General features: G+C 63.6%; 21 protein-coding genes and 2 pseudogenes. 16 read left to right on the top strand and 7 right to left on the bottom strand.

All coding sequences use genetic code 11. The features are described from left to right. Window positions 1-75: 75 nt before the first annotated feature. A pseudogene (locus tag AC0KVN_RS23175) lies at window positions 76-380 on the bottom strand (transposase); the annotation flags it as partial. A 197-nt stretch (window positions 381-577) separates the two neighbouring features. Between AC0KVN_RS23175 and AC0KVN_RS23170 the strand changes: the two are divergent. The 4 genes from AC0KVN_RS23170 (at window position 578) to AC0KVN_RS23155 (ending at window position 5,539) form a co-directional block, all read left to right on the top strand. Next, a complete protein-coding gene (locus AC0KVN_RS23170; RefSeq protein WP_483656407.1) occupies window positions 578-880 on the top strand; it encodes a hypothetical protein in 303 nt (100 codons plus the stop codon). Between the two features lie 22 nt (window positions 881-902). After that, window positions 903-3,203 carry a TonB-dependent receptor gene (locus tag AC0KVN_RS23165; protein ID WP_052076682.1) on the top strand — a complete coding sequence of 767 codons (2,301 nt, stop codon included), beginning with the start codon at window positions 903-905 and terminating at the stop codon, window positions 3,201-3,203. A gap of 118 nt (window positions 3,204-3,321) precedes the next feature. Further along, window positions 3,322-4,089, top strand: a complete 768-nt coding sequence (locus AC0KVN_RS23160) for a hydroxypyruvate isomerase family protein (protein WP_483656406.1) — start codon at window positions 3,322-3,324, stop codon at window positions 4,087-4,089. A gap of 64 nt (window positions 4,090-4,153) precedes the next feature. Then, window positions 4,154-5,539, top strand: a complete 1,386-nt coding sequence (locus AC0KVN_RS23155) for an MFS transporter (protein WP_483656405.1) — start codon at window positions 4,154-4,156, stop codon at window positions 5,537-5,539. A 62-nt stretch (window positions 5,540-5,601) separates the two neighbouring features. On the opposite strand, the gene AC0KVN_RS23150 is transcribed toward AC0KVN_RS23155, so the two are convergent. From AC0KVN_RS23150 to AC0KVN_RS23135, 4 genes are all read right to left on the bottom strand, one after another. Continuing rightward, entirely contained in the window at window positions 5,602-6,432 is an 831-nt protein-coding gene (locus AC0KVN_RS23150) for a nuclear transport factor 2 family protein (protein ID WP_483656404.1), read from the bottom strand. Beyond that, window positions 6,429-8,111 (bottom strand): GMC oxidoreductase, encoded by a 1,683-nt coding sequence (locus AC0KVN_RS23145; RefSeq protein ID WP_270093303.1) that lies wholly within the window; start codon window positions 8,109-8,111, stop codon window positions 6,429-6,431. The genes AC0KVN_RS23150 and AC0KVN_RS23145 overlap by 4 nt, the downstream gene beginning before the upstream one ends. After that, complete coding sequence (locus tag AC0KVN_RS23140) at window positions 8,108-8,758, bottom strand: gluconate 2-dehydrogenase subunit 3 family protein (protein WP_483656403.1); 651 nt, start codon at window positions 8,756-8,758, stop codon at window positions 8,108-8,110. The genes AC0KVN_RS23145 and AC0KVN_RS23140 overlap by 4 nt, the downstream gene beginning before the upstream one ends. Before the next feature lie 105 nt (window positions 8,759-8,863). Then, window positions 8,864-10,363, bottom strand: a complete 1,500-nt coding sequence (locus AC0KVN_RS23135) for an MFS transporter (RefSeq protein WP_483656402.1) — start codon at window positions 10,361-10,363, stop codon at window positions 8,864-8,866. Window positions 10,364-10,666: 303 nt separating this feature from the next. Between AC0KVN_RS23135 and AC0KVN_RS23130 the strand changes: the two genes are divergently transcribed. The 5 genes from AC0KVN_RS23130 (at window position 10,667) to AC0KVN_RS23110 (ending at window position 15,002) form a co-directional block, all read left to right on the top strand. Next, window positions 10,667-11,614 carry a ThuA domain-containing protein gene (locus AC0KVN_RS23130; RefSeq protein WP_483656401.1) on the top strand — a complete coding sequence of 316 codons (948 nt, stop codon included), beginning with the start codon at window positions 10,667-10,669 and terminating at the stop codon, window positions 11,612-11,614. 160 nt (window positions 11,615-11,774) lie between these two features. Further along, a complete protein-coding gene (locus AC0KVN_RS23125; RefSeq protein WP_037511406.1) occupies window positions 11,775-13,001 on the top strand; it encodes an MFS transporter in 1,227 nt (408 codons plus the stop codon). A 3-nt stretch (window positions 13,002-13,004) separates the two neighbouring features. Then, entirely contained in the window at window positions 13,005-14,015 is a 1,011-nt protein-coding gene (locus AC0KVN_RS23120; protein WP_010338599.1) for a sugar phosphate isomerase/epimerase family protein, read from the top strand. Window positions 14,016-14,027: 12 nt separating this feature from the next. After that, entirely contained in the window at window positions 14,028-14,420 is a 393-nt protein-coding gene (locus tag AC0KVN_RS23115; protein WP_069336345.1) for a C-glycoside deglycosidase beta subunit domain-containing protein, read from the top strand. Window positions 14,421-14,489: 69 nt separating this feature from the next. Further along, window positions 14,490-15,002, top strand: a complete 513-nt coding sequence (locus AC0KVN_RS23110; protein WP_069336346.1) for a hypothetical protein — start codon at window positions 14,490-14,492, stop codon at window positions 15,000-15,002. 12 nt (window positions 15,003-15,014) lie between these two features. Here the strand turns inward: AC0KVN_RS23110 and AC0KVN_RS23105 are convergent, their stop codons facing one another. Beyond that, on the bottom strand, window positions 15,015-15,632 hold the full coding sequence (locus AC0KVN_RS23105) for a TetR/AcrR family transcriptional regulator (protein WP_004207109.1): 618 nt from the start codon (window positions 15,630-15,632) through the stop codon (window positions 15,015-15,017). 184 nt (window positions 15,633-15,816) lie between these two features. On the opposite strand from AC0KVN_RS23105, the gene AC0KVN_RS23100 reads away from it, so the two are divergent. The 7 genes and pseudogenes from AC0KVN_RS23100 (at window position 15,817) to AC0KVN_RS23070 (ending at window position 23,800) form a co-directional block, all read left to right on the top strand. Then, the gene (locus AC0KVN_RS23100; protein WP_483656400.1) at window positions 15,817-16,929 is read left to right on the top strand and encodes an LLM class flavin-dependent oxidoreductase; all 1,113 of its coding nucleotides are present in this window, start codon (window positions 15,817-15,819) and stop codon (window positions 16,927-16,929) included. Window positions 16,930-16,990: 61 nt separating this feature from the next. Continuing rightward, a complete protein-coding gene (locus tag AC0KVN_RS23095; RefSeq protein WP_029547871.1) occupies window positions 16,991-17,587 on the top strand; it encodes an NADPH-dependent FMN reductase in 597 nt (198 codons plus the stop codon). Next, window positions 17,575-19,959 carry a glycoside hydrolase family 3 protein gene (locus AC0KVN_RS23090; protein ID WP_483656399.1) on the top strand — a complete coding sequence of 795 codons (2,385 nt, stop codon included), beginning with the start codon at window positions 17,575-17,577 and terminating at the stop codon, window positions 19,957-19,959. The genes AC0KVN_RS23095 and AC0KVN_RS23090 overlap by 13 nt, the downstream gene beginning before the upstream one ends. Then, window positions 19,956-20,857 (top strand): annotated as a pseudogene (locus tag AC0KVN_RS23085) (VOC family protein). Before AC0KVN_RS23090 ends, AC0KVN_RS23085 begins: the two are co-directional and overlap by 4 nt. A 17-nt stretch (window positions 20,858-20,874) precedes the next feature. Then, entirely contained in the window at window positions 20,875-22,032 is a 1,158-nt protein-coding gene (locus AC0KVN_RS23080) for an alpha/beta hydrolase family protein (protein WP_435568351.1), read from the top strand. Further along, window positions 22,029-22,820 carry a cyclase family protein gene (locus AC0KVN_RS23075; protein WP_435568352.1) on the top strand — a complete coding sequence of 264 codons (792 nt, stop codon included), beginning with the start codon at window positions 22,029-22,031 and terminating at the stop codon, window positions 22,818-22,820. The genes AC0KVN_RS23080 and AC0KVN_RS23075 overlap by 4 nt, the downstream gene beginning before the upstream one ends. 2 nt (window positions 22,821-22,822) lie before the next feature. Then, complete coding sequence (locus AC0KVN_RS23070; protein ID WP_435568353.1) at window positions 22,823-23,800, top strand: fumarylacetoacetate hydrolase family protein; 978 nt, start codon at window positions 22,823-22,825, stop codon at window positions 23,798-23,800. A gap of 17 nt (window positions 23,801-23,817) precedes the next feature. Here the strand turns inward: AC0KVN_RS23070 and AC0KVN_RS23065 are convergent, their stop codons facing one another. Then, complete coding sequence (locus tag AC0KVN_RS23065; RefSeq protein WP_483656398.1) at window positions 23,818-25,026, bottom strand: GGDEF domain-containing protein; 1,209 nt, start codon at window positions 25,024-25,026, stop codon at window positions 23,818-23,820. Window positions 25,027-25,046 lie beyond the last annotated feature (20 nt).

Raw genomic sequence — 25,046 nt, 5'->3', positions numbered from 1 at the left:
CTGGCGAACCGCAGGCGGGGCTGGAAGAAACGCCCTCGGATCGTCTGCACCTGGTTCTCGACCTGACCCTTCTCCCATCCCGCGAACGCCAAACTGGCCCTGATACTCGGCAACAAAGGCATTTCTCACTTTGTATCTCTGGCGAAATACGCGGTGGCTTTTTTTAAGATGTCGCGCTCCTCTGTCATTCGGGCCAGATCGCGCTTCAACTGCCGGATCTCGGCATCCTTGGCAGCATCCCCCGATGCCACCTTCCCGAACCGCTTCCTCCACGAATACAGCGAGTGCCGCTCGGAAACCTCCGATACACGATAACCCCGCTCCGTAATCTGGGCCACCGCATCACGCTTGAACTCATCGCTGAAATTGCCATTCCCCATCGTCGCCTTCTGTCCTCAAAATTAGGACCCAAGGCGTCCAGAAATCTAGAGGCTATTCAGACTGCTCCTTCAACGCCCTTTCACAACATACCCACTACGAGGATCGGCGAGTTCCTGCGAGATAACAGGCGCGAAATCCCGCTATCGAACTTCATCTGCGAAACGCGACTTTGGTTGCAGTTCAAAATTCTCCATCAATGTCGCCTGACGCTATCGGCATGGCATCCCTCTGGCTGGCATCGCACCCCCTCAACATGCCGAAAACTGACGCCGGCGAAGCGAGTGATGCTTTCTGCACATTGATTACCCCCCCCCGCTTCCTTCCCGATGATCTCTCAACCTCAAACCACAGGCAACCACGCAGCGCGTCACAGGGCGCAACCATCGCCGCAACCGTCAAAAACGTCGGATTTTTAAAATTAAAATATGCATTCTGTTATTACTTGACGCATCGCCAGGCCGTTATTAAAACCATCATTGCAATTCGTAAATTTCCCTAGAAAAGGGAATCGAAGGGGAGGAATGATGCAACAGTTCCGTAGCCTGTCCGCGCTCATGCTTGGCGCGGCCATCGCAGCTCTTACAACGCCGGCCATGGCGCAGGACGTCGCCAGCCCGGCCGCGGCCGACACGGTCGGGATCGCCGACATCGTCGTCACCGCGCAGAAGCGCGCCACCAATATCCAGGACACGCCGATCGCGATGCGCGCGTTCGATAATGATGCGGTGCTGAAGGCCGGCATCACTGACGTGAATGGCCTGGCGCAACTTGCGCCGGACCTGGGCATCACCAACGACACCCAATATACCAAGATCACCGTGCGCGGCATTTCCAGCCAGGATCATAGCGAGACGGCCGATCCGGCGCTGACGATCAATATCGACGGCGAATATATCAACCGGCCGATCGCGCTGAACGCCAGCTTCTTCGATCTGGAGCGCATCGAGATCCTGCGTGGCCCCCAGGGAACGCTCTATGGCCGCAATGCGACTGCCGGCGCCCTGAACATCGTGGCGGCCAAGCCGCGCCTCGGGGAATTTTCCGGTTATGCCACCGGCAGCTACGGCAATTACGACACGATCACCGGCGAAGTCGCGGTCAATATTCCGCTGGGCGAGAAATTCGCCATTCGCGCCAGTGGCATGCACAACGAGCATGACGGCTATTTCAACAATGGCCCTGCAGGCCGTGGCAGTGCCGGCAATACCGATGCCGCGCGCCTGTCCTTCTATGCCGAACCGGCCGAGGGCATCCGCGCCTATGTCGCCGGCGAATTTGTCGACGTGAACACCACGGGCGTAGCGCAATATGGCCAGGTGATCGCGACGAATGGCGTCCTTGCCAACCCTGGCTATGCCTCCGGCATCGTTGACGTCATCCCCTCGACACCGGAATTTGAGAATGGCGGCGTCCCGCAAAATCTCGACTTCAATCCGCCGCGCAAATCCTTCCCGCTGGGCGATCTGGGTTCGACCAAGATCAGGCAATATGCGATCCGTGGTCGGCTCGACATCGACGTCGGCTCGATCGGCACGCTGAGCTATATTGGCGGCTATCGCGACGTGAAGTCGGATATCAGCCAGCCGCTCAACGGCTATGTGCCGACCATCTTCATCCAGAATTACGAGAAGAATTCGAAGACGCAAAGCCATGAACTGCGCCTGTCAGGCGGCGAGAATGGCGGCATCATCTATCAGGTCGGCGCCTTCTACTTCCATGAGAACCAGTATATGGCGCAGGGCCTGTTCCTGCCGCTGGCGGCGGGTGGCAGCTATCTCAACTATTTCTATCGCCCCTATGTGAAGAATGACTCGATCGCCGGCTTTGCCCAGGCGACGGTGCCAATCGTCGTCGACAAGCTGAGCGTCACCGGCGGCATCCGCTACACCCACGACAAGAAGAAGGGCCTCTATTATAATTACGGCCCGCAATTCGGGCGCGGCCCCAATCCGCCGGCAATCGACGACACCAGCATCGCCCGGACCGAACTGCATCCGCGCTTCAAGGAAAGCCAGCCTACCTGGACGCTGGGCATCGACTATAATCCGTCGCGCGACCATCTGATCTACGGCAAGGTCAGCACGGGCTACAAGGCCGGCGGCTTCGACAATGTCGGCTCCTTCGGTTCGGAAAAGCTGACCGCCTATGAAATCGGATCGAAGAACAGCTTTGCCGACCGCACCATCCAGTTCAACGCCTCGGCCTTTTATTATGACTATCGCGACCAGCAGATCCCGGTGTTCCTGGACACCAATGTCGGCAGCCAGGTGGTCAATGCCGGCAAGTCGCGGGTCTGGGGCATCGAGACCGACACCACGGTCCTGCTGTCGCGCAACGATCGCTTCACGGCGACGGTCAACTATCTGAACGCCGAACTGACGGCGTTCCAGACATCACTGCTGGGCCTGACCGGTTCGATCAACGACAGCGATCCGTCGACGCCCGGCAACCAGCCCTTCGATCTCAGCGGCAATCGCCCGGTGCAGTCGCCCAAATGGACGATCGCGCTTGGCTATGACCATGATTTCCACATCGGCGATCACAAGATCACCGCGAGCGTCTTCAGCCGGTTCAAGTCGGATTATTATCTGCAGCCGTTCAACAATCGCGCCGAATTGCAGGAGGCGTTCACCCAGACGGACCTGAGCCTCGAATATAGCGCGCCGGGCAACAAGCTGAGCGTGCAGGCCTATGTCCGCAATCTGGAGAATTACCGGCCCTACAGCTTCGTCAACTATGTCGATGCCGGCGGGACCATGCTGATCAACTATATATACGGCACGCCGCGCACCTATGGCGTCCGGGGCACCTATCGCTTCTGATCGGACGCCTCTAAGCTTCGTGAAAATGAGGCGGCCCCGGCTAGGCCGGCGGGGCCGCCTCTTCTTCTTCGACCGGACCCAGTCCCCGACAACAAGGGGGCGACCAAGGAGAAGAGGAATGTATCTGTCCGCCTGTATCGAATGGCTTTTCAAGGACAGCGCGCCCGATTTCGCCGACCGCATCCACGCGGCGAAGAATGCCGGGCTTTCGGCCGTGGAATTTCACCTGTGGGACGACAAGCCGATCGATGCGATCAGGGCTGCGCTTGACGAGACGGGCATCAAACTCACCAGCTTCTGCGTCGGCCCGCGCCGCAGCCTGGTCGACCCCGCCCAACATGGCGAGTTTCTGGAAGCCGTCGCCGCAACGCTGGAAACCGCCAAGACACTGGGCCGCCCCCCGCTGGTGGTGGCATCGGGCTTCACCCGGGAAGGGGTGAGCCTGGAGGAACAGAGGGCCGAGGCGGTCAAGGCGCTGAAGCAGGCAGCAGCCCTGGCGGAAGAAGCCGGCGTCGTGCTGGTGCTGGAACCGCTCAATACCATCGTCTCCCACCCCGGCATGTTCCTGTCGAGCACCACGCTGGCGCTCGACATCATCGAGGAGGTGGACAGCGACCATCTGCGCCTGCTCTATGACGTCTTTCATTCCAGCGTGATGGGCGAGGATATGGAAGCGGTGCTCAAGGGCCGCATCCATCTGGTCCAGCATGTCCAGTTTGCCGACAATCCCGGGCGCAACGAGCCGGGCACCGGCACGATCGACTGGCCGGCCGTGGTCGCGCAGCTCCGCGCGCTCGGCTATGACGGCGGGATCGGGCTGGAATATCAGCCTACCCTCCCCTCCGATCAATCGATCGCGCAGGCACGCGCGGCCACGGGCCTCTGACAGATGACGAAGGCGGGGCGGTCGACCGATCGCCCCGCCCAAAGATATTGGCGAGGACAGTCCGATGACGACAGCCGTTGCAGAGCAGCCGATGCGTAGCCCCCGGATCGTTGACAGCGAAGATGACAGCCATCTGCGCCCCTGGGAAAAGATCAGCTATGGGCTGGGCGATTTCGCCTGCGGCCTCAGCTGGAATGCGGTCGGCGCCTTCCTGCTCTATTTCTACACCAATGTGGCGCTATTGCCGGCGGCGGCGGTCGGCACGCTGTTCCTGCTGTCACGGCTGTTCGACGCGGGCATCGACCTGGGGGTGGGTATCCTGGTCGATCGGACGCGGACGCGGTGGGGCCGGACCCGTCCCTATTTCCTGTTCACCGCCCTGCCCTTCTCGATCCTGCTGGTGCTGACCTTCACCACCATCGACGGGTCGACCGGGGCGAAGCTGGCTTATGCCTATGTCACCTTCTCGCTGCTGGGGATTCTCTACAGCTTTCTGGCCGTGCCCTTCTCCGCGCTGATGCCGATGATGACCAGCGATCATGGCAGCCGCATGCAATTGGGCAGCGCGCGCGCGATCGGCACGTCGGTCTCCGTCATCCTGGCGACGGCCGCGACCATGCCGCTGGTCGGCGTGCTGGGTGGTGGCAATGAACGGCTTGGCTTTGCGCTGGTCGCACTACTCTTTGCGGTGCTGACATTGGCGGCGCTGTTCAACCTGTTCGTCAGTTGCAGGGAGCGGCATTATGACGAGACACCGGCCGGCGGCGCGATCTGGCCGCATGTCGGCGCGATGGTGCGCAACCGGGCCTGGCTGGTCACCTTCCTCTTCTGCACCCTCAATTTCCTGCGCTTCGGCTGCGTAATCTCCGTCACCGCCTTCTTCGCGATCGAGGTGATGAAAGCGCCCTGGATGATCGGTATCCTGCTGCCGGCGGTATCGGGCACCCTGCTGCTGAGCGCCTTCATCGCGCCCTTCCTCTTCAAGCGCACCGGTATCCGCAGGGGCTGCATCGCGGCGCTTCTGGTCGCGATCGGCGTGCATATGCTGCTGCCCTTGATCGAGGCGCAGCATGGACTTTTCCTGGGCCTGTTCCTCTTCGCCGCCATCCTGATCAGCCTGACCATGACGGCGATCTTCACCATGGCCGCCGATGCGGTGGACTATCATGAATGGCGCTTTGGCACCCGCAACGAGGGGTTGCTGTCGTCGGGCATCAGCCTGTCGACCAAGGTCGGGATGGCGATCGGCACGGCGATCATCGCCTATGTGCTCGCCGGTGCCGGCTATGACCCCAAGGCAGTCAGCGACGGCGCCCGCGCGGCGATACGCTGGTCCTATTATGGTTGGCCGATCGCGATCATGATCGTGCAGATCATCATCATTGCCTTCTGGCCGATGGACGGTCGCCATGAAGCAATCCGGCGGGACATCGCCGCCCGCAACGACTGACTCAAAAAGGGCCGCTACAGCGACTGTAGCGGCCCTTTTCGTTGCCTGATTGGTTGGGGTAGTCAGAACATCGGATGGGCGTTGCGCGACGTTTCCGGCACACCCTGCAACATGTCCCAATGTTCGACGATCCGTCCCTTGTCGAAGCGGAATATCTCCACGACCGCCGCGCCCTTGTCATCCGCTGCCAGCTTGCCGCGATAATGGACGGCGGCAAGATCGCCATCGACCAGGATGCGCTGCACGGTGAAGCTGGCACCCGGCATCGCATGAAGCGCCCGGATCGCCGCCACCGCCTGATCGCGCCCCTGCCCCATGCGGCTGTTATGCTGGATCAGATCCGGCGCGACGAAGCGCCGATAGGCCTGTTCGACATCGCCCCTGGCGAACAGCAGGTCGATGAACTGGGTGAAGGCGCGGCGATTGGTATCTGTGTGGCTGCGATCGCTGGGCGGCGCATCCGCCATCGCCAGCGGATCGCTGCCCTCCGCAATCGGTTGCAGCACATCCCAATGCTCGACCACCTTGCCGTCCTTCAGCCGATAGAGATCGGCGACCGCCGCCCCGGCCGTGCCCGGCTTGCCCTGTCCGAAGAGATGAACGAGCGCGAGATCGCCATCGACCAGCAGATGCTTCACCTCGAACCGGGCATCGGGCCGGGCGAACATCGGCGCCAGCGCCGCCACAGCCGCGTCCGGGCCATCGGGCAGACCGGGATTATGCTGGACATAGCCGGGCGCGACATGGGCGGCGAAGGCGCCCGCAACGTCACGCTGCTGATAGAAGCGATCGACGAAATCATCGACGATCGTGCGATTGTCAGCCGACTTTGCGACGGCCATGGGCGCCAGCGCCACCAGCGCAAAACCAAGGATGGGTACAAAATGCCTCACAGCGCGCCCTCCTTCATCAGCGATACCGCATGGTCGCAAGCCCGCGCCGTCAGTGCCATGTAGGTGAGCGACGGATTCTGGCAGGCAGACGAACTCATCTGGGCACCATCCGTCACGAACAGGTTGGACACGTCATGTGCCTGGCTCCAGCGGTTGAGGACCGAACTGTCCGGGTCATGGCCCATGCGCGCGCCGCCCATTTCATGGATCGCCGAGCCACCCGCCCCGGGCTCGTCAAAGCCCATGATGACATGGCCGCCGGCGGCCTCCATCATCGCGGCAGCTTCCTTCTTGGCGTCCGCCAGCGCACGGCGTTCATTGTCGCCATGCTCGAAATGGATGTTGAGCATCGGCAGGCCCTGCGGATCGAGCTTGACCGGATCCAGCGTCAGCCGATTGGTGACGCGCGGCAGGCTTTCGGCAAAGCCGACGAACACCATGCGCCAGGGACCGACCTCGCGGGTCTTTGCCTTGTAATCGGCGCCGATGCCGGCCGCCCGCTTGGCCGCGGTCCAGCCGCTCTGCAGCGCCCCACCCTGGAAACTGTAGCCGCGCACGAAATCGCCTTCCTGCCGGTCGAGATTGCGGAAGCGGGGAATGACGACGCCGGTCGGCCGATTGCCGAAGGTCGTGCGATCGTCGAAACCCGGCATGATCGCCATGGTCGACAGGGTCGAGGCATGGTCCATCACATGGGTGCCTAGCACGCCACTGCTGTTGGCAAGGCCATTGGGATGCGCCTCCGACCGGGAACGGAGCAGGATGTGGACGCTGTTGAAGGCGCTGGCGTTGAGGAAGACCAGCCGCGCCGTATGCCGCGTCCGCGCGCCGGTCTTGACGTCGAGGACGCGCACGCCGGTCGCCTTCTTCGTGGCGGGATCATAATCGACCGCTTCCACCAGCGCATCCGTCACGACCGTCAGTCGTCCGGTCGCCTGTGCCGCCGGCAGGGTGGAGCTTTGCGTGCTGAAATAGGCGCCATAGGAACACCCGCGCGCGCAGATGGACCGGAACTGGCAGGGCGCCCGCCCTTCCTTGGGCGCTGTCAGATTGGCGGTGCGACCGACCGTCAGGCAACGGTCGGGCCAGCGCTGGGCGATAGCCTCGCGCACATGCTGTTCGACCACATTGAGCGCCATGGGCGGCAGGAACTTGCCATCGGGCAGCGAGGCGAGCCCCTCGGTCGCGCCGGATACGCCGATGAAATCCTCGACATAATCATACCAGGGGGCAAGGTCGGCATAGCGGATCGGCCAGTCGGTGCCGTGGCCATCAGCCTTGTTGGCGCCGAAATCATAGTCGGACCAGCGATAGCTTTGCCGTCCCCAGGTCAGCGATCTGCCGCCCATCTGATAGCTGCGCCACCAGTTGAACTTGGTCCCTTCGGCAACGGCGTAAGGATTGTCCTTGTCGTTGACGAAATGATTCTGGGTAAATTCGGTGAAGTGCCGATTGAGGCGCTGCACCGCATATTCCTCGGCATAGAGCTTTGCATCGCCCTCGCCACGGAACTCCATTTCCCACGGCGCCTTGGTTTCGGTCACATAATCGGTGCCATGCTCGATCATGCGTCCCCGCTCGATCATCAGCACCTTCAGACCCTTTTGCGTGAGTTCCTTTGCGGCCCACCCGCCGGTGATGCCCGACCCCACGACGATCGCGTCAAAATCCATGCTCATCCGAAATCCACCGCTGTCCAGTCGCTCGACCAGGATCGATTATGGGCCGGCAAAGGGAGGTTCGGATCCCAGCGGCCGGGCACCAGTTCATATTGCAGTTCGCGGCTCGCCCCGACTTCCGACGTGTAATAGCCGGTCAGGATCAGCGCCTTGATCTTCTTCCAGGGATGATCGCCCTGCTCGCCGCCAAAGGCTTCGGCATCATAGGCTTCCAGAACGCCGCGTTGCCGGTCCGGCTTGAGGCCCAGGAACGGCATGTCGGCGCGACCGTTGAGATCCCGTGTGACCTGATCCAGCACAGGCAGGCCGCCGCGATCATCGCCCATCCGCACCTTTCCGGCCGGTTCGGACGCGGTATCGTCCAGTCCGTGCAGCAGCGCGCGTTCGACAAAAGCGGGAACGCCGACGGCGACGGCACCGGGCGTATCGCTATCCGGGATCACCAGGTCAGACAGACGGGCGAGCAGCAGCTTTTCCGAATCGCTGGCGCCGCCAGCCTGGCCCTCGACCTGCTGATGCCAGGCGCGCAGCGGGACGCCGACCAAGGCGCCGAGCAGCAGCGCCCCGCCCAGCACCTGGCGCCGCTCCGCCTTGCCGGGCAGCCAGCTTTCGGTTGGCGGTATCTGTGGGGGGCTGTCACGTCCCATATTCTGCCTCTCCATGGGTCTTTGAGACCCTATAAATGAATTATAATTCTATTTTCTATCGAGCCATCATCCGATCGGCAAGCGCCAGTTTGCGCTTCGATACAATCATTGCCCGCGGATGCGCAGCTGGCGTGGAATGGCGAGCGCGAGCAGCACTACCACCACCAGCATTGCGCACACGACGGAGGCAGACAGGGTGAAGGCCGCAATCGCCTCCGCCCTGCCCATGCGCTCGTCCGGCTGGATCAGGAAGAACAGCGTACCGATCGCCGCCGCGCCGACCGCGGCGCCCAGTTGCTGGGTCGCCTTGAGCAGCCCCGAGGCCGAACCGGCATGGCCGACATCCACCTCCGACAAGGTGCAGGGCGGCAGCGGACCGCCGACCAGCCCCATGCCCAGCCCCATGGCAAGCAAAGGCGGCGCGATCAGCAGCGGGCTCGCCGCGATCAGATCAGCCGCATTGAGCAGCAGGGTCAGCAGGATCAGCCCGGCGATCATCAGCAGTGCGCCCCAGCTGATGATGATCGGCCCGAAGCGCGGCAACGCCTTGCGCGACAACATGCCGATCGCGAAGGAGGCACCGAAGGCATAGGGGACATGGGCGATGCCAACCTGTGCCGCGGTGAAGTGCAGCCCGCGCTGGAGCGCCAGCGTCAGGGTGAAGAGCAGGCCACCGGTCGCAACCTGGAAGGCCAGCGTCGTCAGCAGGCCGAAAGAAAAGCCGCGCGCCTGAAAAAGGTCCGGCACGATCAGCGCCGATCCGTCCCGCGCCATGCGGGCGCGGCTGTGCCGGACCAGCAGCAGTCCGATCGGCAGGCTGGCTGCCATCAGGCCGAATCCCCAGAGCGGCCAGCCATAGTCCCGCCCCTGGATCAGCGGAAAGATCAGCAGGAAAAGGAGCAGCATGACGAGCAGGGTGCCGGTCATGTCGAGCCGGGGGCTGTGCGCCGATCGCCCGCCAGGCAGGATGCGCGCCGCCAATATCAGCGCAACCAGACCGATCGGCAGATTGACAAGGAAGATCGAACGCCAGCCAAGGCCCATCAGGTTGGCGCTGAGCAGCAGCCCGCCGATCACCGGCCCCAGCACCGCCGCCAGACCGCCCAATATGCCGAACAGGCCGAGCGCGGCCATACGCTCATGCGGCGGATACATGATCTGCGTCAGCGACATGACCTGCGGCAGCATGATCGCAGCCGCCCCGCCCTGAAGCAGGCGCGCGGCGACCAGTTGGCCGGGTGTCTGCGCCATTCCGCACAGCAAGGATGTCAGGGTAAAGCCGGCCACGCCGATCAGGAAGGCGCGCTTGTAGCCGAGAATATCGCCCAGCCGCCCGCCGGTGATGAGCAGTAGGGCGAAGATGGTCGAATAGCCCGCGACCATCCATTGCACTTCGGCGTCGCTCGCCCCCAGTTGTGCTTGGAGCGTGGGCACCGCGACATTGATGATCGTCATGTCGACCAGGTCGAGCACCATCGCGGTCGCGACGATGGCCAGTGCCACCGTCCGTTGCCGCTTGCTGAGCGCCAGCGCATGATCGATCGCGCTGCGCACCGCATTGGGCTTTGCTCCAGCCTTCACCCCTTCCCCTTCGACTGCCAGCATCGCCCGCCCACATTTATAGAATTATTATTCTAGTAATAGATATCGCAGATCGCGGATTCGTCAAGGTACCTGACAGCCGCATTTCCTCCCCCCGCGCATAATCCGCTCGACAACCAGAATTTTTATTCTAATAATTTCGTCACCGGCTTTGTTGTGCCGTGCGAATCACCGGACTGATATTTCCAGACATTGCCACGGGCGTGCCATCGCGTGCCGCGTCCTGCGCCTGTGCGCGCGGGACGGCTGTCGACCGACGTGCCCCGGTCCGGCCAAAATCAGAAAGCGAAGAGAGGGATCCTGTCCATGAAGCGTCTCCACCTTGCGATCGCCAGCCTTGCCCTGCTTGCCGCCCCGGCCGCCGCGCAGGTCATCGTCAACGTCAAATACCGCCCGCCCGAGACGGTGCAGCGGGTGGGCATCCCGGTCGATCCGACCGAAAAGCGGATCAGATTACTGATCATCAGCGGCCAGAACAGCTATGAACATGACTGGACCGGCGTGAACAACATGCTGCGCACCATGATGCAGGATAGCGGCCGGTTCGACGTGCGCGTCACCGAGGATTTCGACCATGGCGACCTGGCGACACTGAAGAATTACGATGTCGTCCTGCTCAACTATTCGAGCCGCTGGAACTATGCCGACCCGACCGAGCATCGCTGGTCGAAAACGGCGGAACAGGCATTGTTCGACTATGTCCGCCAGGGCGGCGGGCTGGTCGCCTATCATTCCTCCTTCACCTTCGGCGCGAACTGGCCGGAGTATCAGCGCCTGATCGGCGCGGTGATGGAGCCGGGATCGAGCCGCCGCTCGCCGCCGGGCGCCTTCCCGGTTCATATCGTCGATCGCACCCATCCGATCACGGCGGGCATGCGCGAATATGTCTGGACCTATAATGACGACATGTACACCAACATGCGGATGGACCCGGATGCCAGGATAAGGGTGCTGGCAACCGCGCATGACAGTGCGGCGAGCTATGACGCGAAGCTCGCCGGCCACAAATATCCCGCCGCCGCCTACACGCCCGAAAAGCTCAAGGCGATGAAGGGCATGGATGCCGATCATCCACAGGTCTGGACCGCCGACTATGGCAAGGGTCGGGTCTTTTCCATGACCCTGGGCCATGACGAGGTATCGCTGCATTTCGCAGGGCTGCAGACCCTGATCCTGCGCGGCAGCGACTGGGCCGCGACCGGCAAGGTGACCCTGCCGGTGCTCGACGAAGCCAAGGAATATATACAGCAATGAAGCCTTATGCCCGGCGGCTTCAACGGTCGCCGGGCTACGGAGCATTGCGTATTGCCGGGCGCCCGACAGCGGATTGACAGGCCCCGTCACAACCAATAGACGAATACTAGTTCTAATTAGAGGCGGCAATGAGTCGCCCGGTCAGAGGAGCCTGAGGTCGGTGCGTTCCGTCTTAGATTTTTTCCGGCGCCTGTCGCTGGTCCCCCAGGGCATCACCATCGTGGTCGCCGGATTTCTGCCGATCTTCGCGATCGTGTCGATGTTCCCGGCCATCCCGGCAATCATCGATCATTTTGCCACCGATCCCGACGCGCGCTGGAAAGTGCCAATGATGGTGTCGGCGCCGGGCCTGACGATCGCGCTAATCGCGCCCTTCGCCGGTTTCTTCGTCGACCGTTTCGGTCGCCGCCCCCTGCTGATCGGCGCCACCTTGCTCTATGGCATCGTTGGCACCGCCCCCTTCTTTCTCGACAGCCTCAATGCGCTGATCGCCTGCCGGCTGTTGCTGGGGGTGGCGGAAGCGGCCATCCTGACCATCGTCAACACGCTGATCGCCGACTATTGGGACGATCGCGGGCGCAAAGACTGGCTGTTCCTGCAGGGCATTTGTGGCCCCTTCTTCGCATCGGGCGTGATCCTGCTGTCGGGCGCAGCCTCGTCGGTGCGCTGGAACGGCATCTTCATGGTCTATGCCGTCGCCTTCCCGATCTTCATCGCGATGCTGCTCTGGCTATTCGAGCCACGCCGCGCCGACGGCGCCACCATCGCCGACATCGCCCAGAGCGAGAAGGCCCCGCGCACGCCCTTCCCGACCGCATCGGTCGCGCTGATCGGCGGCGTGACGCTGGTCGCGTCGGCGCTCTATTATGTCTTCATCATCAGCGGCTCGCTCGCCTGGCGCGAGGTCGGCGTAATGGACCCGGCGCGGATCGGCCAGTTGACCGCCATTCCCAGCCTGTTCGTGATGCTGGGGGCGCTGATCTTCCGCCTGATGGGCAATCGCCCGCAGACCGTGCAGCTCGCCACCTTCTTCGGCCTGCTCGGCATCGGCCTCGCCGGCATCGGTCTGGCGCCCGACTGGCGCTGGCTGGTCGCAGCGCTGATCGTCCAGCAGACCGGTGCCGGCATGGCGGTGCCCACCATCATTTCCTGGGCGCAGAGCAAGCTGCCGTTCGAGCATCGCGGCCGCGGCATGGGCGTGTGGACCGCCTGTTTCTTCTTCGGCCAATTCTCCAGCCCCTGGGCAGTGCATCAGGCCGAAAACCTCGTCGGAACCATGCAGGGCGCGTTCCTTGCAGCGGGTCTGGTAGGCGTCATCGCCGCCATCGTGATCGGTCTGGTCCGCGCGCCGCGCACCCCGACCCCCACCATCGCTCCTGCGGAGTAATATATGACAAGCGACATCAAGCGGGGCGTGAGCCTCTACAGTTTCCAGCACGAGACCTTCCAAGGGAAGATGAGCCTGGAGGATTGCTTCAAGACCTGTGCCGACATGGGCGCACTGGGCATCGAGATCATCGGCGAGCAGACCTTCTGGGGCTGGCCCGAAGCCAGCGTCGACGAGGCAAAGATCGACGAGTGGCATGCGCTCATCAAAAAATATGACGCCACCGCCGTCAGCCACGACTTCATGCTCGATTACAAGCGCTACAAGGGTCGCATGATGCCCTTCGAGGAGCAGGTCGCCAGCGTGAAGAAGGATATCGACTTCGGCGCGCGGCTGGGCATGAAATATATCCGCGCGCTCGTTTCGATCGCCCCCGAAGTGCTGGTTGCCGCAGCGCCCTATGCCGAGGAAAAGAACATCAAGATCCTGATCGAGGTGCATGCGCCGCTGCATTTCGACCATCCCTGGATCATCCGCCATGCCGAAGCCTTCGAGAAATCGGGGTCGGACGCGCTGGGCTTCCTGCCAGACATGGGCATGTTCCTGTTCAAGTTCCCGCCGGTCTGGAAGGAGCGCTTCATCCGCAACGGCGTGCCGCAGAAGATCGCCGACTATATCGAGACCGCCTATGAGGACCGTGTCCTGTCCGAATATGTGATCCTGAACGTGCGCGAGATGGGCGGCGAAGGGCCGGCGCTGGGCATGGCGGAAACGCTGCGCCACAATGCTGCCTATGAACCCAAGCGGATGCTCGACTTCATGCACCGCATCCACAACGTCCATGGCAAATTCTACCAGATGGACGAAAATCTGGTCGAGCCTTCCATCCCCTATGACGAGATCGTCAGGGTGCTCAAGCAGGGCGGCTACAAGGGCTATATCTGCTCGGAATATGAGGGCAATCGCTGGATCGAGGATGCCCATGAGGTCGATTCCGTCGAGCAGGTCCGCCGCCAGCAGGAAATGCTGAAGTCGCTGATCGGCGAACCCACCCCCTCTGCCCTCGCCGCCTAAGGAGCCGCACCCATGTTCGACAAGATGATGCTGTGCGACGAAGGCTTTGCGAACGTCGTCGACAATGGTGAGACGATCGGCTTCTCGCTGCTCGCCCGCCTGCCCTATTATCGGGGACTTGGTCTCTCGATGATCGAGGATATCGGCCTCTCCATCGATGGCGATCCGGTCGCGCGCGAGGATGTCCGCTTCTCCGTCCGCGGCCGCAGCTGGACGCTGGACGAGATGGAGACGGTCTATGACGATCGCTGGAATTTCGGCGAGAAGGCGACCGTGACGGTGCTGCGTCCGGGCGGGCTGACGCCCGGCGCGCACAAGGTCGATATCGCTGTGCGCATGCGCGTATCCTACCTGCCCTTCGTTCCCACAACGAAGACCGGGCGCGAGCTGCAACTCGCAGCCTGACGGGGGACCGGCATGGCGGCGAACCACGCCGCCATGCCGGAACACCCCCATCCCTGAAAAGGAAGCGGCATGGGCTTGCCCCAGGAACTATGGCTGGCCCCGGCCGCCGTGCAATTGCAGGAAAGCGGCGCCGACTGGATCGACGTCGTGGATGACCAGCCCTGGTCGCAGGGGCGCGGCTTCCATCGTGGCTTCTCGTCGAGCTTCCGCATCCGACCGGACCGCAAGATCTGGTTCCATTTCCCTTTCCAGCTTCCTGCCGGCAGCCTGGTCGACCAGGTGTCCTTGCTGTGGGAGTCCGAAGAAGGCGCGATCCTCAGTTGGGTCTGCGTCCATCATGGCGGGATGGAGCGCCAGCATCTGTGCCCGCCCAACCAGCCAATGACCGGCACGCCCGAACCGTTCGATCCGCCCGAAATGTGGCGGCATTATTATCCGGCGTGCAACCGGCTGCGCACCGACCTGCCGATCAGCCCGGCGATCACCACCCGCTTCGGTTTCCAACTGTGCGTGCAGGCGGATGGCCCCGGCATCGTCCGCTTCTATGGCGCGGGGCTGCGGCTCGCCAACCCCGACGCTTGAGGTGGCGGGCGCCTATTTGCCCGTCGCGCGCAGGAAGGCCGCGCACATGATCGCGAGATCTTCCTTCAGTTCCTCCCAATTGCCCTGATTGGCCGCTTCCGGCGAGGAGCCAAGGCCAAGGAAACGGGCGAGCGTATAATAGATCATGCGAAAGGCATTGCCGACCAGCCGGGCATGATCGGGCCGGCCGAACTCGGATGCATAGCGCATCATCTGCGCCTCTGCCTCCTGCGTCAGCTTTTCCGCCGAGGTCCGCCCGAGCGACGAGATCGTCTCGTCATAGATGGCGCGGAACATGATCGGGCGCAGCACCGGGCTGTAGCTCTTGAGCAGTTCGGCATAGGCCTCCACGAACAGACGCGCAAAATCGTCGAGGCTGGTCGCCTTGTCGCCGATCGCCTGCATCATGTTGTCCTGTTCCTCGCCGATCCGGCCGAGGACGCGACCATGGACCGCGCGGATCAGGTCATCCTTGCTGTCGAAGCGCAAATAGATGGAGCCGATCGACACCTTGCCGGCCTTGGCCACTTCGGTGAGCGTGAAATCGTCATTGCCGCGCTTCACCATCAGCTTCTCGGCGGCCGCCAGCATGCGCTCGTAAGAGGCCCGGCTGCGGCCCTGCTGAGGCACGCGACTGGCCTCTCCCGAACCAGAAATAGAATCATCCTTCGATTTCTCGGTTGACACTGAAGACATAAAGATCCTATCGATAATAAGAACATTGGTTCTAATTGAGATTCATTCTGACGGCTTTGGCCGCCAATGTAAACAAGTCGTCATATGCGCGCCCAAAGGGCAGCCATGGAGGGGAAAAATGCGCTTTTCTGTGTTTCTGAACGCTCGTTCGATGGCGCCCGACGAGGATCGCAAACTGATCCACGACCTGACCGCGCACGCGACCCAGGCGGCCGATCTGGGCTTCGATGCGATCTTCCTGCCCGACCATCATTTCAACGGTTACATGCCGGTCGCGTCCGACAGCTTCATGTTCGCCTCCTATCTGGCGGCGAAGCTGCCGCAGATGCATTTCGGCTTTTCCGTCGTTTCGGTCCCGCTCCATCACCCGGTCCGCTTCGTCGAGCGCATCAACATCCTGGACCAGCTGACCGACGGCAAGCTGCTGGTCGGCGTGGGCAGCGGCACCACGCCCGAGGAAATGATCGGCTTCGGCGTCAACTACAAGGAAGCCGGCGCCATCTCCGAGGCGAACCTTGCCATCGCCGAGCAGCTCTGGGCCAAGCAGATGGAAGATCCCGCGGTCGAGATCGACAATGGCCCGCACAAGGGCCGCGTGCTGCAGCGGATCGCGCCGGCACAATATTCGTCCGGTCATGCCCGGCTGATGCCGGTCGCGATGAAGGAGACGAGCGCGCGCCGGGCAGCCGAAAATGCCTGGCCCGCCTTCATTCCCGCCTTCACCCCGCCGCAGATCGGCGGCACCGAGCCGATGAAGCATGTCGCCAAATATTTCGGCGTCTATCGCCAGATGCTGGACGAGGCCGGCCATTCGCAGGAAGCCATCGCCCAGGCGCTGGATTGGACCACCCACACCTATCAGGTCGTGCATGTCGCCGAAACCGACGAGCAGGCGCGCGAGGAGCTGGAAATCATCCTGCGCTCCTATCAGGACGCGATCGAGCGCGAGGCCGCTTTCAACGCCCGCGCGGAATCAGATTCGGCCAACAAGAAGACCGATCGCACCCCCAATGCGCTGACCGAGGACTGGATCGGCACATGGTGCCTCTATGGCTCGCCCGAAACCGTCATCGAGCATCTCGAACCCTATGAGGAACTGGGCATCGGCAACATCCTGTGCGGCACCACCACCGGTCCGCTGACCGAGGAGCGGCTACGCCTGGGCAACCAGACGCTGCGCCTGCTGTCGGACAAGGTCATGCCCGCCTTCAAGGCGAAGGTCGACGCCTGAACCCCAATGCACTGATGAGCGCGGCCCGCAAGAAGGCCGCGCCATTTCGAGGAGTATGGACATGTCCGGTCATCATGGCGCCCGCCCGAAGCGGATCGTCGGCCTAGGCGGCACATTCCGCCAGGCATCTTCCAGCGAGCGGATCGTGCGTGCGGTCCTGAAGGAATGCGAGCATCTGGGCGCCGAGACGACGATGTTCGACGGCCCGGCCCTCGCCCGCCTGCCCCATTTCAATCCCGAGCATCCCGACCGCACGGCCGAGGAACGCGCGCTGGTCGATGCCATCCGTTCCGCCGATGGCATCGTCATCGGCAGTCCGGGCTATCATGGTGGCTATTCCGGGCTGGTGAAGAATGCGATCGACCTGCTGGAAGATCTGCGCGGCGACAGCCGTGTCTATTTCGATGGTCGTCCGGTCGGCCTGGTCGTCACGGCGGCCGGCTGGCAGGCCTGCGGCACCACCCTGTCGGCGCTGCGCGATGTCATCCATGCGATGCGCGGCTGGCCGACGCCGGTCGGGGTTGCGGTCAACTCGGTCGAGCAGCGCCCCTTCGATGCCGACGGCGCGCTGTGTGATGAAGGCATCGCCAATGCGGTCCGCGCTCAGGCGCGGCAGATCATGCACTTCGCGATGGAGGGCGCCGCATGTCCGGCCTGACGATCGACCAGCAACTGGCGATGAGCGCCGGCGCCACCATGTGGACGACGGTCGGCTATGCTGAAGCGGGCATCCCTTCGCTGGCGATGGCAGACGGGCCGATGGGCATTGCCAGCGGACGCGTGGACGAACGCGACATTGCCTTGCTGACTCCCTGCCCGACCGCGCTGGGCGCCAGCTGGGACATCGACCTCAACATGCGCGTCGGTGCGCTGGTCGGTGGCGAGGCGATCCGCATGGACGTCGACATGGTCCTCGCCCCCAATGTCAATCTGGCGCGCAGCCCGCTCGCCGGCCGGGCGTTCGAATATTATTCGGAGGAGCCGCTGCTCGCTGGCCTGTTGGGCGCAGCCTGGGCCAGCGGCCTGCAAAGCACTGGCACCGCATCGGTCGCCAAGCATCTGGTCTGCAACGACAGCGAGACCGATCGCGACCGGATGAACGCGGTGGTCAGCGAAAGCACCTTGCGCGAAATCTATCTGCTCCCCTTCGAACTGTGCGCCGAGGCCGGCGTCGGCGGCATGCTGACCGCCTATAACCGGCTGAACGGCCAATGGTGCGCCGAGCATCATCATGTCATCACGACCATCGTCAAAGGCGAGTGGCGCTTTCCCGGCGTGATGATGAGCGACTGGTTCGGCACCCATTCCACCGTCGCGACCTTGACCGCCGGCCTGGACCTTGAAATGCCGGGGCCGGCCCGCTTCCTGGGCGCAAAGGCTGCGGCCGCGCTGGCCGACGGACTGGTCAGCGGGCAGCGCGTGACGGATGCCGCATCGCGGGTCGCCACCGCCGCCCGCCGCTTCAAGGGGGACAAGCATGTTCCGATCCAAGGCGCCGATGCCCAGGCGCTGCTGGTGGAGGCCGCAGCCGCAGGCTTCGTGCTGCTGCGCAACGAACAGGCGATCCTACCGCTTGAGCTCGGTCGCGACCGCCATATCGCCATCATCGGCCCCAATGCGGCCGCCCCCTGTTACCAGGGTGGCACCTTCGCCAAGATCGCCGTGACGCCGGATGCGGCGCGCCCGCTGGAGGCGATCCAGGCGCGCTATGCCGGCAAGTCGCGGGTCGATTATGAACCCGGCGTCGATCCTCAGCCGCGCCTGCCGTCGATGCCGGTCACACCCGCCCGCGACCTCGGCGACGGTTATGCCCATGGCATGACGATCGATTATTATGATGGCCCGGCGGACGACGCCCGCCTGATCCACAGCGAGACGCGCGATACCAACTCGCTGGTCTGGTTCGCCGGCGTGCATGACGACATCGCCGCACTCGACCGCCCTGCCCGGATCGTCGCGCGCGGTCTGTTCCGGGCCGAGCATGATGGCGATCACAGCTTTCATCTGGGCGCGACCGGGCCGGTGCGGATGCGCATCGATGGCGTCGACCTGCTGGTGCTGGACGAGGCCATTCCCTCGTCGGATGTGATGGGCAAGCTCAAGAGCGGCGATGCCCGTGATGCCCGCGCCCCTCTCAAGGCCGGGCACAGCTATCCGATCGAGGTCGAGTTCCTCTACCAGCCCGCCCGCGTCCACGGCCTATGGTTTGGCATTCGCCGCCCCGACACGCCCGAGGCGATGCTGGATCGTGCCGTCGCGCTGGCGCAGCAGGCCGATGCCGTCATCCTGATGGTCGGTGAAACGTCGGACGCGAGCGTCGAGAGCAAGGACCGCAGCCACACCAGCCTGCCGGACAATCAACTGGCGCTGATCGATGCCGTGACCGCCGCCAATCCACGCACCATCATCGTCGCCAATGTCGGCCATGCCTTCGACACGAGTTGGGAAGAGAAAGCGGCAGCGCTGCTGATCGCCTGGTATCCCGGCGAGGCATTCGGGACCGCGATCGCGCAGGTTCTGGCCGGCGACCGGGAGCCGGGCGGGCGCATGCCGGTCTCGATCGCACGCAACGATGCCGACTATCCCGCCCTGGCCCTGATGCCCGATGAGAAGGGCGACCTGCGCTATGACGAGGGCCGGCGGATCGGCTATCGCGGCATGGCCGATCCGCGCCACACGCTGGGCGCCGGTCTCGGCTATGCGGACATCGCGCTGGACGATGTCGATATCGTCGCCGGCCATGACGGTGGCCTCATCGTCCGTGCCCAGATGCATAACCAGTCCGATCGCGCCGGCAGCGATGTCATCCAGATCTATCGGCGCGAGCCCGAACTGGCGCTGGTCGCCTTTACCAAGGTCCATCTGGAACCGGGCGAGCGGCGACAACTGGCAATCCCGATCCTGCGCCGCCGCCTGCAATATTGGTGCGATGGCTGGCGCGACATCGCCGCCCCCCGTCTGTTCGCCGGCCGATCGGCCGCGGACGTCGCGTTTGACCTTTCCCTACCCGTTCCGGAGCAGACAGAATGAGCCGCGTCACCGAAATCCGCTATGTCGGCTATGCCGTGCCCGATCTGGAGGCCGAACGCGCCTTTTATGCCGACCAGTGGAAGCTGGTCGAAGCGGGCGAAAAGGATGGCATGGTCCATTTCGCAGCCGATGGCGGCGAGGAAGCCTATGTCGTGCGGCTGCGTGCCGCGGCAGACAAGCGCATCGACGTGATCGCGCTGGCGGCCGACAGCCGGGCCGATGTCGATGCCCTGCATGATCGGATCGCGGCATCCGGCGCGCGGATCATCTGCGCCCCGCACGATCTCGACACGCTGGGGGGCGGCTATGGCTTCCGCTTCTTCTCGCCCGACGGCCTGCCCTTCGAGATTTCGAGCGATATCGCCCGACCGAACCCCGCGCCATCGCACAATGGGAAGGCGTGCCGCAGCGGATCAGCCATATCGTCCTGCATTCGCCGAACCATCAGGCTCTGGTCCAGTGGTTCTGCGACGTGCTCGGCTTCAAGGTGTCGGACTGGCTGGGCGATTTCATGTGTTTCCTGCGCTGCAACGGCGCGCACCACCGCCTCGCCATCCTGCCCGGACCGCCCTGCCTCAACCATGTCGCCTATGACATGCCGAGCGTCGACGACATGATGGTCGGCATCAACCGGCTGCGGCAGAAGGGCACCGACATTCGCTGGGGACCGGGGCGCCACACGGCCGGGAACAATACGTTCAGCTATTTCACCACGCCGACGGGCTTCGCGGTCGAATATACGTCCGAGCTGGAATATGTGGATTTCGAGCGCCATGAACCCAAGGTCCATGTGCCCGGCCCCAAGGTGATGGACCAGTGGGGCATCGGCGTCGGCGGCCCCCAGACCATGCCCCATCCCGAGCCCGACAAGGGCCTGTTCCAGGCTGCAGAAGTTTGAGAGGGGAGGCGTAAACCGTGGCGCTGTTCGAATATTTCCCCAACTATATCTGGAACCTGTCGGTCGCGATCGCGATGGAATCGGGCGCGCAGCTCGGCGAGATCATCGACATGTGCAAGCCGATCCGCGACGCTGCCGACAGCGGCGCCGACGCGGGCACGCCCATGTTCATGAAGGCCTGGGCAGCAATGGGCGACAAGCTGCTGGAACTGGCGGCGCAGGATGAGGCCCAGGGCCGGCTCTTCTCCGCCTCCAACAAGATGGAGCGCGCCGCGCTCTATCTGATCACCGCCGAGCGGATGCAGGGCCATGGCGCGCCGGGCCGCGAGGCGACCTATGCGAAGGCACGCGAAGCCTTTGACCGGTCGACGACATTGGGCCGGCTCAATCGCGAGCGGATCGAAATACCGCTGGCGACAGGAACGATGCCGGCCCTCTTCACCCGCGCGCCGGGCGAGGGAAGAAAGCCGGTCGTGGTCTTCTGCAACGGGCTCGATAGCTGCAAGGAACTGCTCTACTGGACGCGCCTGCCGCAGGAACTGGCGCGGCGTGGCATTTCGACGCTGTGCGTGGACCAGCCCGGCAGCGGCGAAGCGCTGCGGCTCCAGGATCTGCCCGTCGATCCGCACAGCGAAAGCTGGGCCAGCAAGGCCATCGACTGGCTGGAACAGCAACCCGATGTCGATGGCCGGGCGATCGGCCTGACCGGCATTTCGCTGGGCGGGCATTTCGCGCCGCGCGCCGTCGCCTATGAACCCCGCTTTGCCAGCGGCGCGGTCTGGGGCGCCAACCATAATTGGCGCGAAGTGCAGGACAAGCGCATGGCGCGCGAGGGCGAAAACCCGGTTCCCCATTATTGGGCGCATGTCCATTGGGCGTTCGGGGCGAAGGATCAGGCGGACTTTCTGGCCAAATCCGAAGCAATGAACCTCAACGGCCATATGGACCGCATCAAGGTGCCCTTCCTGGTCACCCATGGCGCGCAGGATCGCCAGATCAGCGTCGATTATGCTGACGATCTCTACGACCAGCTCGTCAACTCCCCCCGCCGCGAAAAGACGATCTTCACGCCGCGCGAAGGCGGTGTCGAACATGTCGGCGCGGACAATATGGCCTATGGCCGCGACTGCATCGCCGACTGGTTCGCCGAAACGCTGGGAGGCAAGACCGCATGACCCGCCGCTTCGTCGATCTGTCGATCATGCTGTGCAACGATGTGGTCAGCGACCCGCCGTTCCTGAAGCCCGAGATCACCTATCAGACCCATGCCGACACCGCGCATGAACTGGCGATGTTCTTCCCCGGCGTCACGGCACAGGACACGCCCGACGGCGCCGGCTTCGCGGCATCCGAATGGGTGAAGCTGACCACCCATAGCGGCACGCATCTGGACGCGCCCTATCATTTCCATCCGACCATGGACGGCCGCGACGGCGAACCGCAACGATCGATCACGATCGACGAGGTGCCGCTGGAATGGTGTTTCCAGCCCGGCGTGAAGCTCGACTTCCGCCATTTCCCCGACGGCTATGTCGTTACCGCTGCCGATGTCGAAGCGGAACTAGCGCGCATCGGCCACAGCCTCCAGCCGCTCGACATCGTGCTGGTCAACACCGCCGCCGGCACGGCGCTGGGCCAGCCCGACTATGTCAATCGCGGCTGCGGCATGGGCTATAAGGCGACCATCTACCTGACCGAGCGGGGCGTGCGCGTCACCGGCACCGATGCCTGGTCCTGGGATGCGCCGTTCAGCTATACCGCGCAGAAGGTCAAGGAAACCGGCGACACCTCGCTGATCTGGGAAGGCCACAAGGCCGGCCGCGACATCGGCTATTGCCACCTGGAAAAGCTGCACAATCTGGAAAGCCTGCCCGGCCATGGCTTCATGGTCAGTTGCTTCCCGCACAAGATCAAGGGCGCGTCGGCCGGCTGGACCCGCGCGGTCGCAATCTTCGAGGAATAAAGATGCGCCTTGCCACCCTCGATAATGGCCGCCCCGATGGCAGCCTGATCGTCGTCTCCCGCGATGCGCGTCGCTGCCTGCCTGCGGACGGCATTGCGGACACGTTGCAGCAGGCGATCGAGCGATGGGACAGCGTCGAACCGGCGCTGCGCCGGCTTGCCGACCGGCTGGAACAGGGGGAAGGCGATGTGCTGGACGAAAGCCGGTTGCTCGCTCCCCTGCCCCGCGCCTGGCAATGGCTCGACGGCTCCGCTTTTCCGCAGCATGGCAAACTGATGCAGAAGGCGTTCAACCTGCCGCCGATCGAAACCGACCGGCCGCTGATGTATCAGGGCCTGTCCGATCGCTTCCTGTCCGGAACGCAGGATGTGCCGCTCCCCAGCGAAGCTGACGGCATCGATTTCGAAGGCGAGTTCGGCGTCATCACCGATGCCGTGCCGATGGGCACTAGCGCGCAGGATGCGCTATCCCATATCAAGCTGGTCCTGCTCATCAACGACTGGTCGCTGCGCGCGATCGCCCCGATCGAGATGAAGACCGGGTTCGGCTGGGTCCAGGCCAAGCCCGCCTGCTCTGTCGCGCCCTTTGCGGTCACGCCCGATGAGCTGGGCGAAGCCTGGCAGGACGGCCGCGTCCATCTACCACTGGAGGTCCGCATCAACGGCGCCTGGTTCGGCCATCCCCATGGCGGCGAAATGGCATTTGGTTTCCACGAACTTGTCGCCCACGCTGCCCGCACCCGCGATCTGGTTGCCGGCACGATCATCGGATCAGGCACCGTATCCAACGCCGATTATGCGACGCTCGGTTCCTGCTGCATCTCCGAACGTCGCGCGATCGAGATGATCGAGCAAGGTAAATCCCAAACAGCTTTCCTCAGATTCGGCGATTGCGTTTCGCTTGCCGCTCTGGGCGGGAACGGATCGCCGTTCGGCGACATCAATCAACGGTTAATGGCGCCCCACTCAAATTTGACATGAAAGGGTGCGACCAAGTCTCAGACGCGACGTGCCACTTTGGCGAGGCGCAGCGGCGGGGTCGCGACGCTCAAGTCCACGCCTGATTCAACCGACATGCGATCGCGCCCTTTGCGCTTGGCGTCATAAAGCGCGCGATCCGCCCGATCGAACAGGTGCGGCAGTTCCTCCGTGCCCGTGATGCTGGTCGCCGCACCGATGCTGGTCGAGACTTGCAAACTCGCCCCGGCGACACCCGCCCCGCTCTGCGCGAAACGATGGCAGATGCGGCGGCCGAGTGCCGGCAGATTTTCGGGTGGAAGACCAAAGAGCAGAACGGCGAACTCATCGCCGCCCAGCCGCGCCACCAGTGCATCGGCGGGTACGCAATCCGTCAATATTTCGGCCAGTCCCGACAGCAGCCGGTCGCCGGTGGCGTGGCCGAAGCCATCATTGACCGCCTTGAAATGATCGACGTCGCACAGCAGCAGCGCCACCGGCTGGCCGGCCCGCCGCGCCAGCGCCATCCCGGCCGCCGCCTTCGCCTCGAACGCGCGACGATTATAGGCGCCGGTCAGTGAATCCCGCTCCGCCAGCGCCGTGATCTGCCGTTCGCGCCGGTGTCGCACAGCCGCCAGCATCAGCAGGGCCAGCGATACCTCGACCAATATGCCCTCATAGAGCGAGGCCTTGATCAGCAACCCCTTGAAGCCCACCAGGCTGACGAACAGGCCCGGCATGAAGATCAGCCCCGACTTGGCGAGGTAGAATATGCCATGGCCAAGGAAGATGTGCCCCAGCCGCACCGCATCGCGCACTTCGCTGGTACGACGGAGCGAGAGCAGGAGGGACGCGGCCTTGAGCGACAGGATTGCGACCAGCGCTGAATTGACGAGGCCGAACAGCGCAGTGCGATCATTGGCCGGATCGGTGCCCAGCAGCGCCACCCAGACCAGCAGCACACCCAGCCAGATGCCGGGAAGGCGTCGCCCGGCAAAGGCCGCCGCCCCCTTGGCGAACAACAGATGCGCGACCACCAGCAGGCCGTTGGCCAGCCAGACATAGAGAAGGAAGCTGTCCGCCGTGCGCAACACCGACATGCCGCTGCCCACCACGATGGTCGCGAATCCCGCGCTCCACCAGGCGAGCGAGCGCGCCTTCGCCAGACGCCATTCGGCAGCCAGCACCAGCGCCGCAACAAGGGCGATGGCCTGGGTCATGAGCAGCATGGTGACGGCGTCGATCGGCATGGACAGGTTCATCGGGGAAA

Source organism: Sphingobium sp. SG1 (assembly GCF_057063145.1).
Note: the sequence above shows the minus strand (reverse complement) of the source record. Positions and strands in the feature narration are given on the sequence as shown.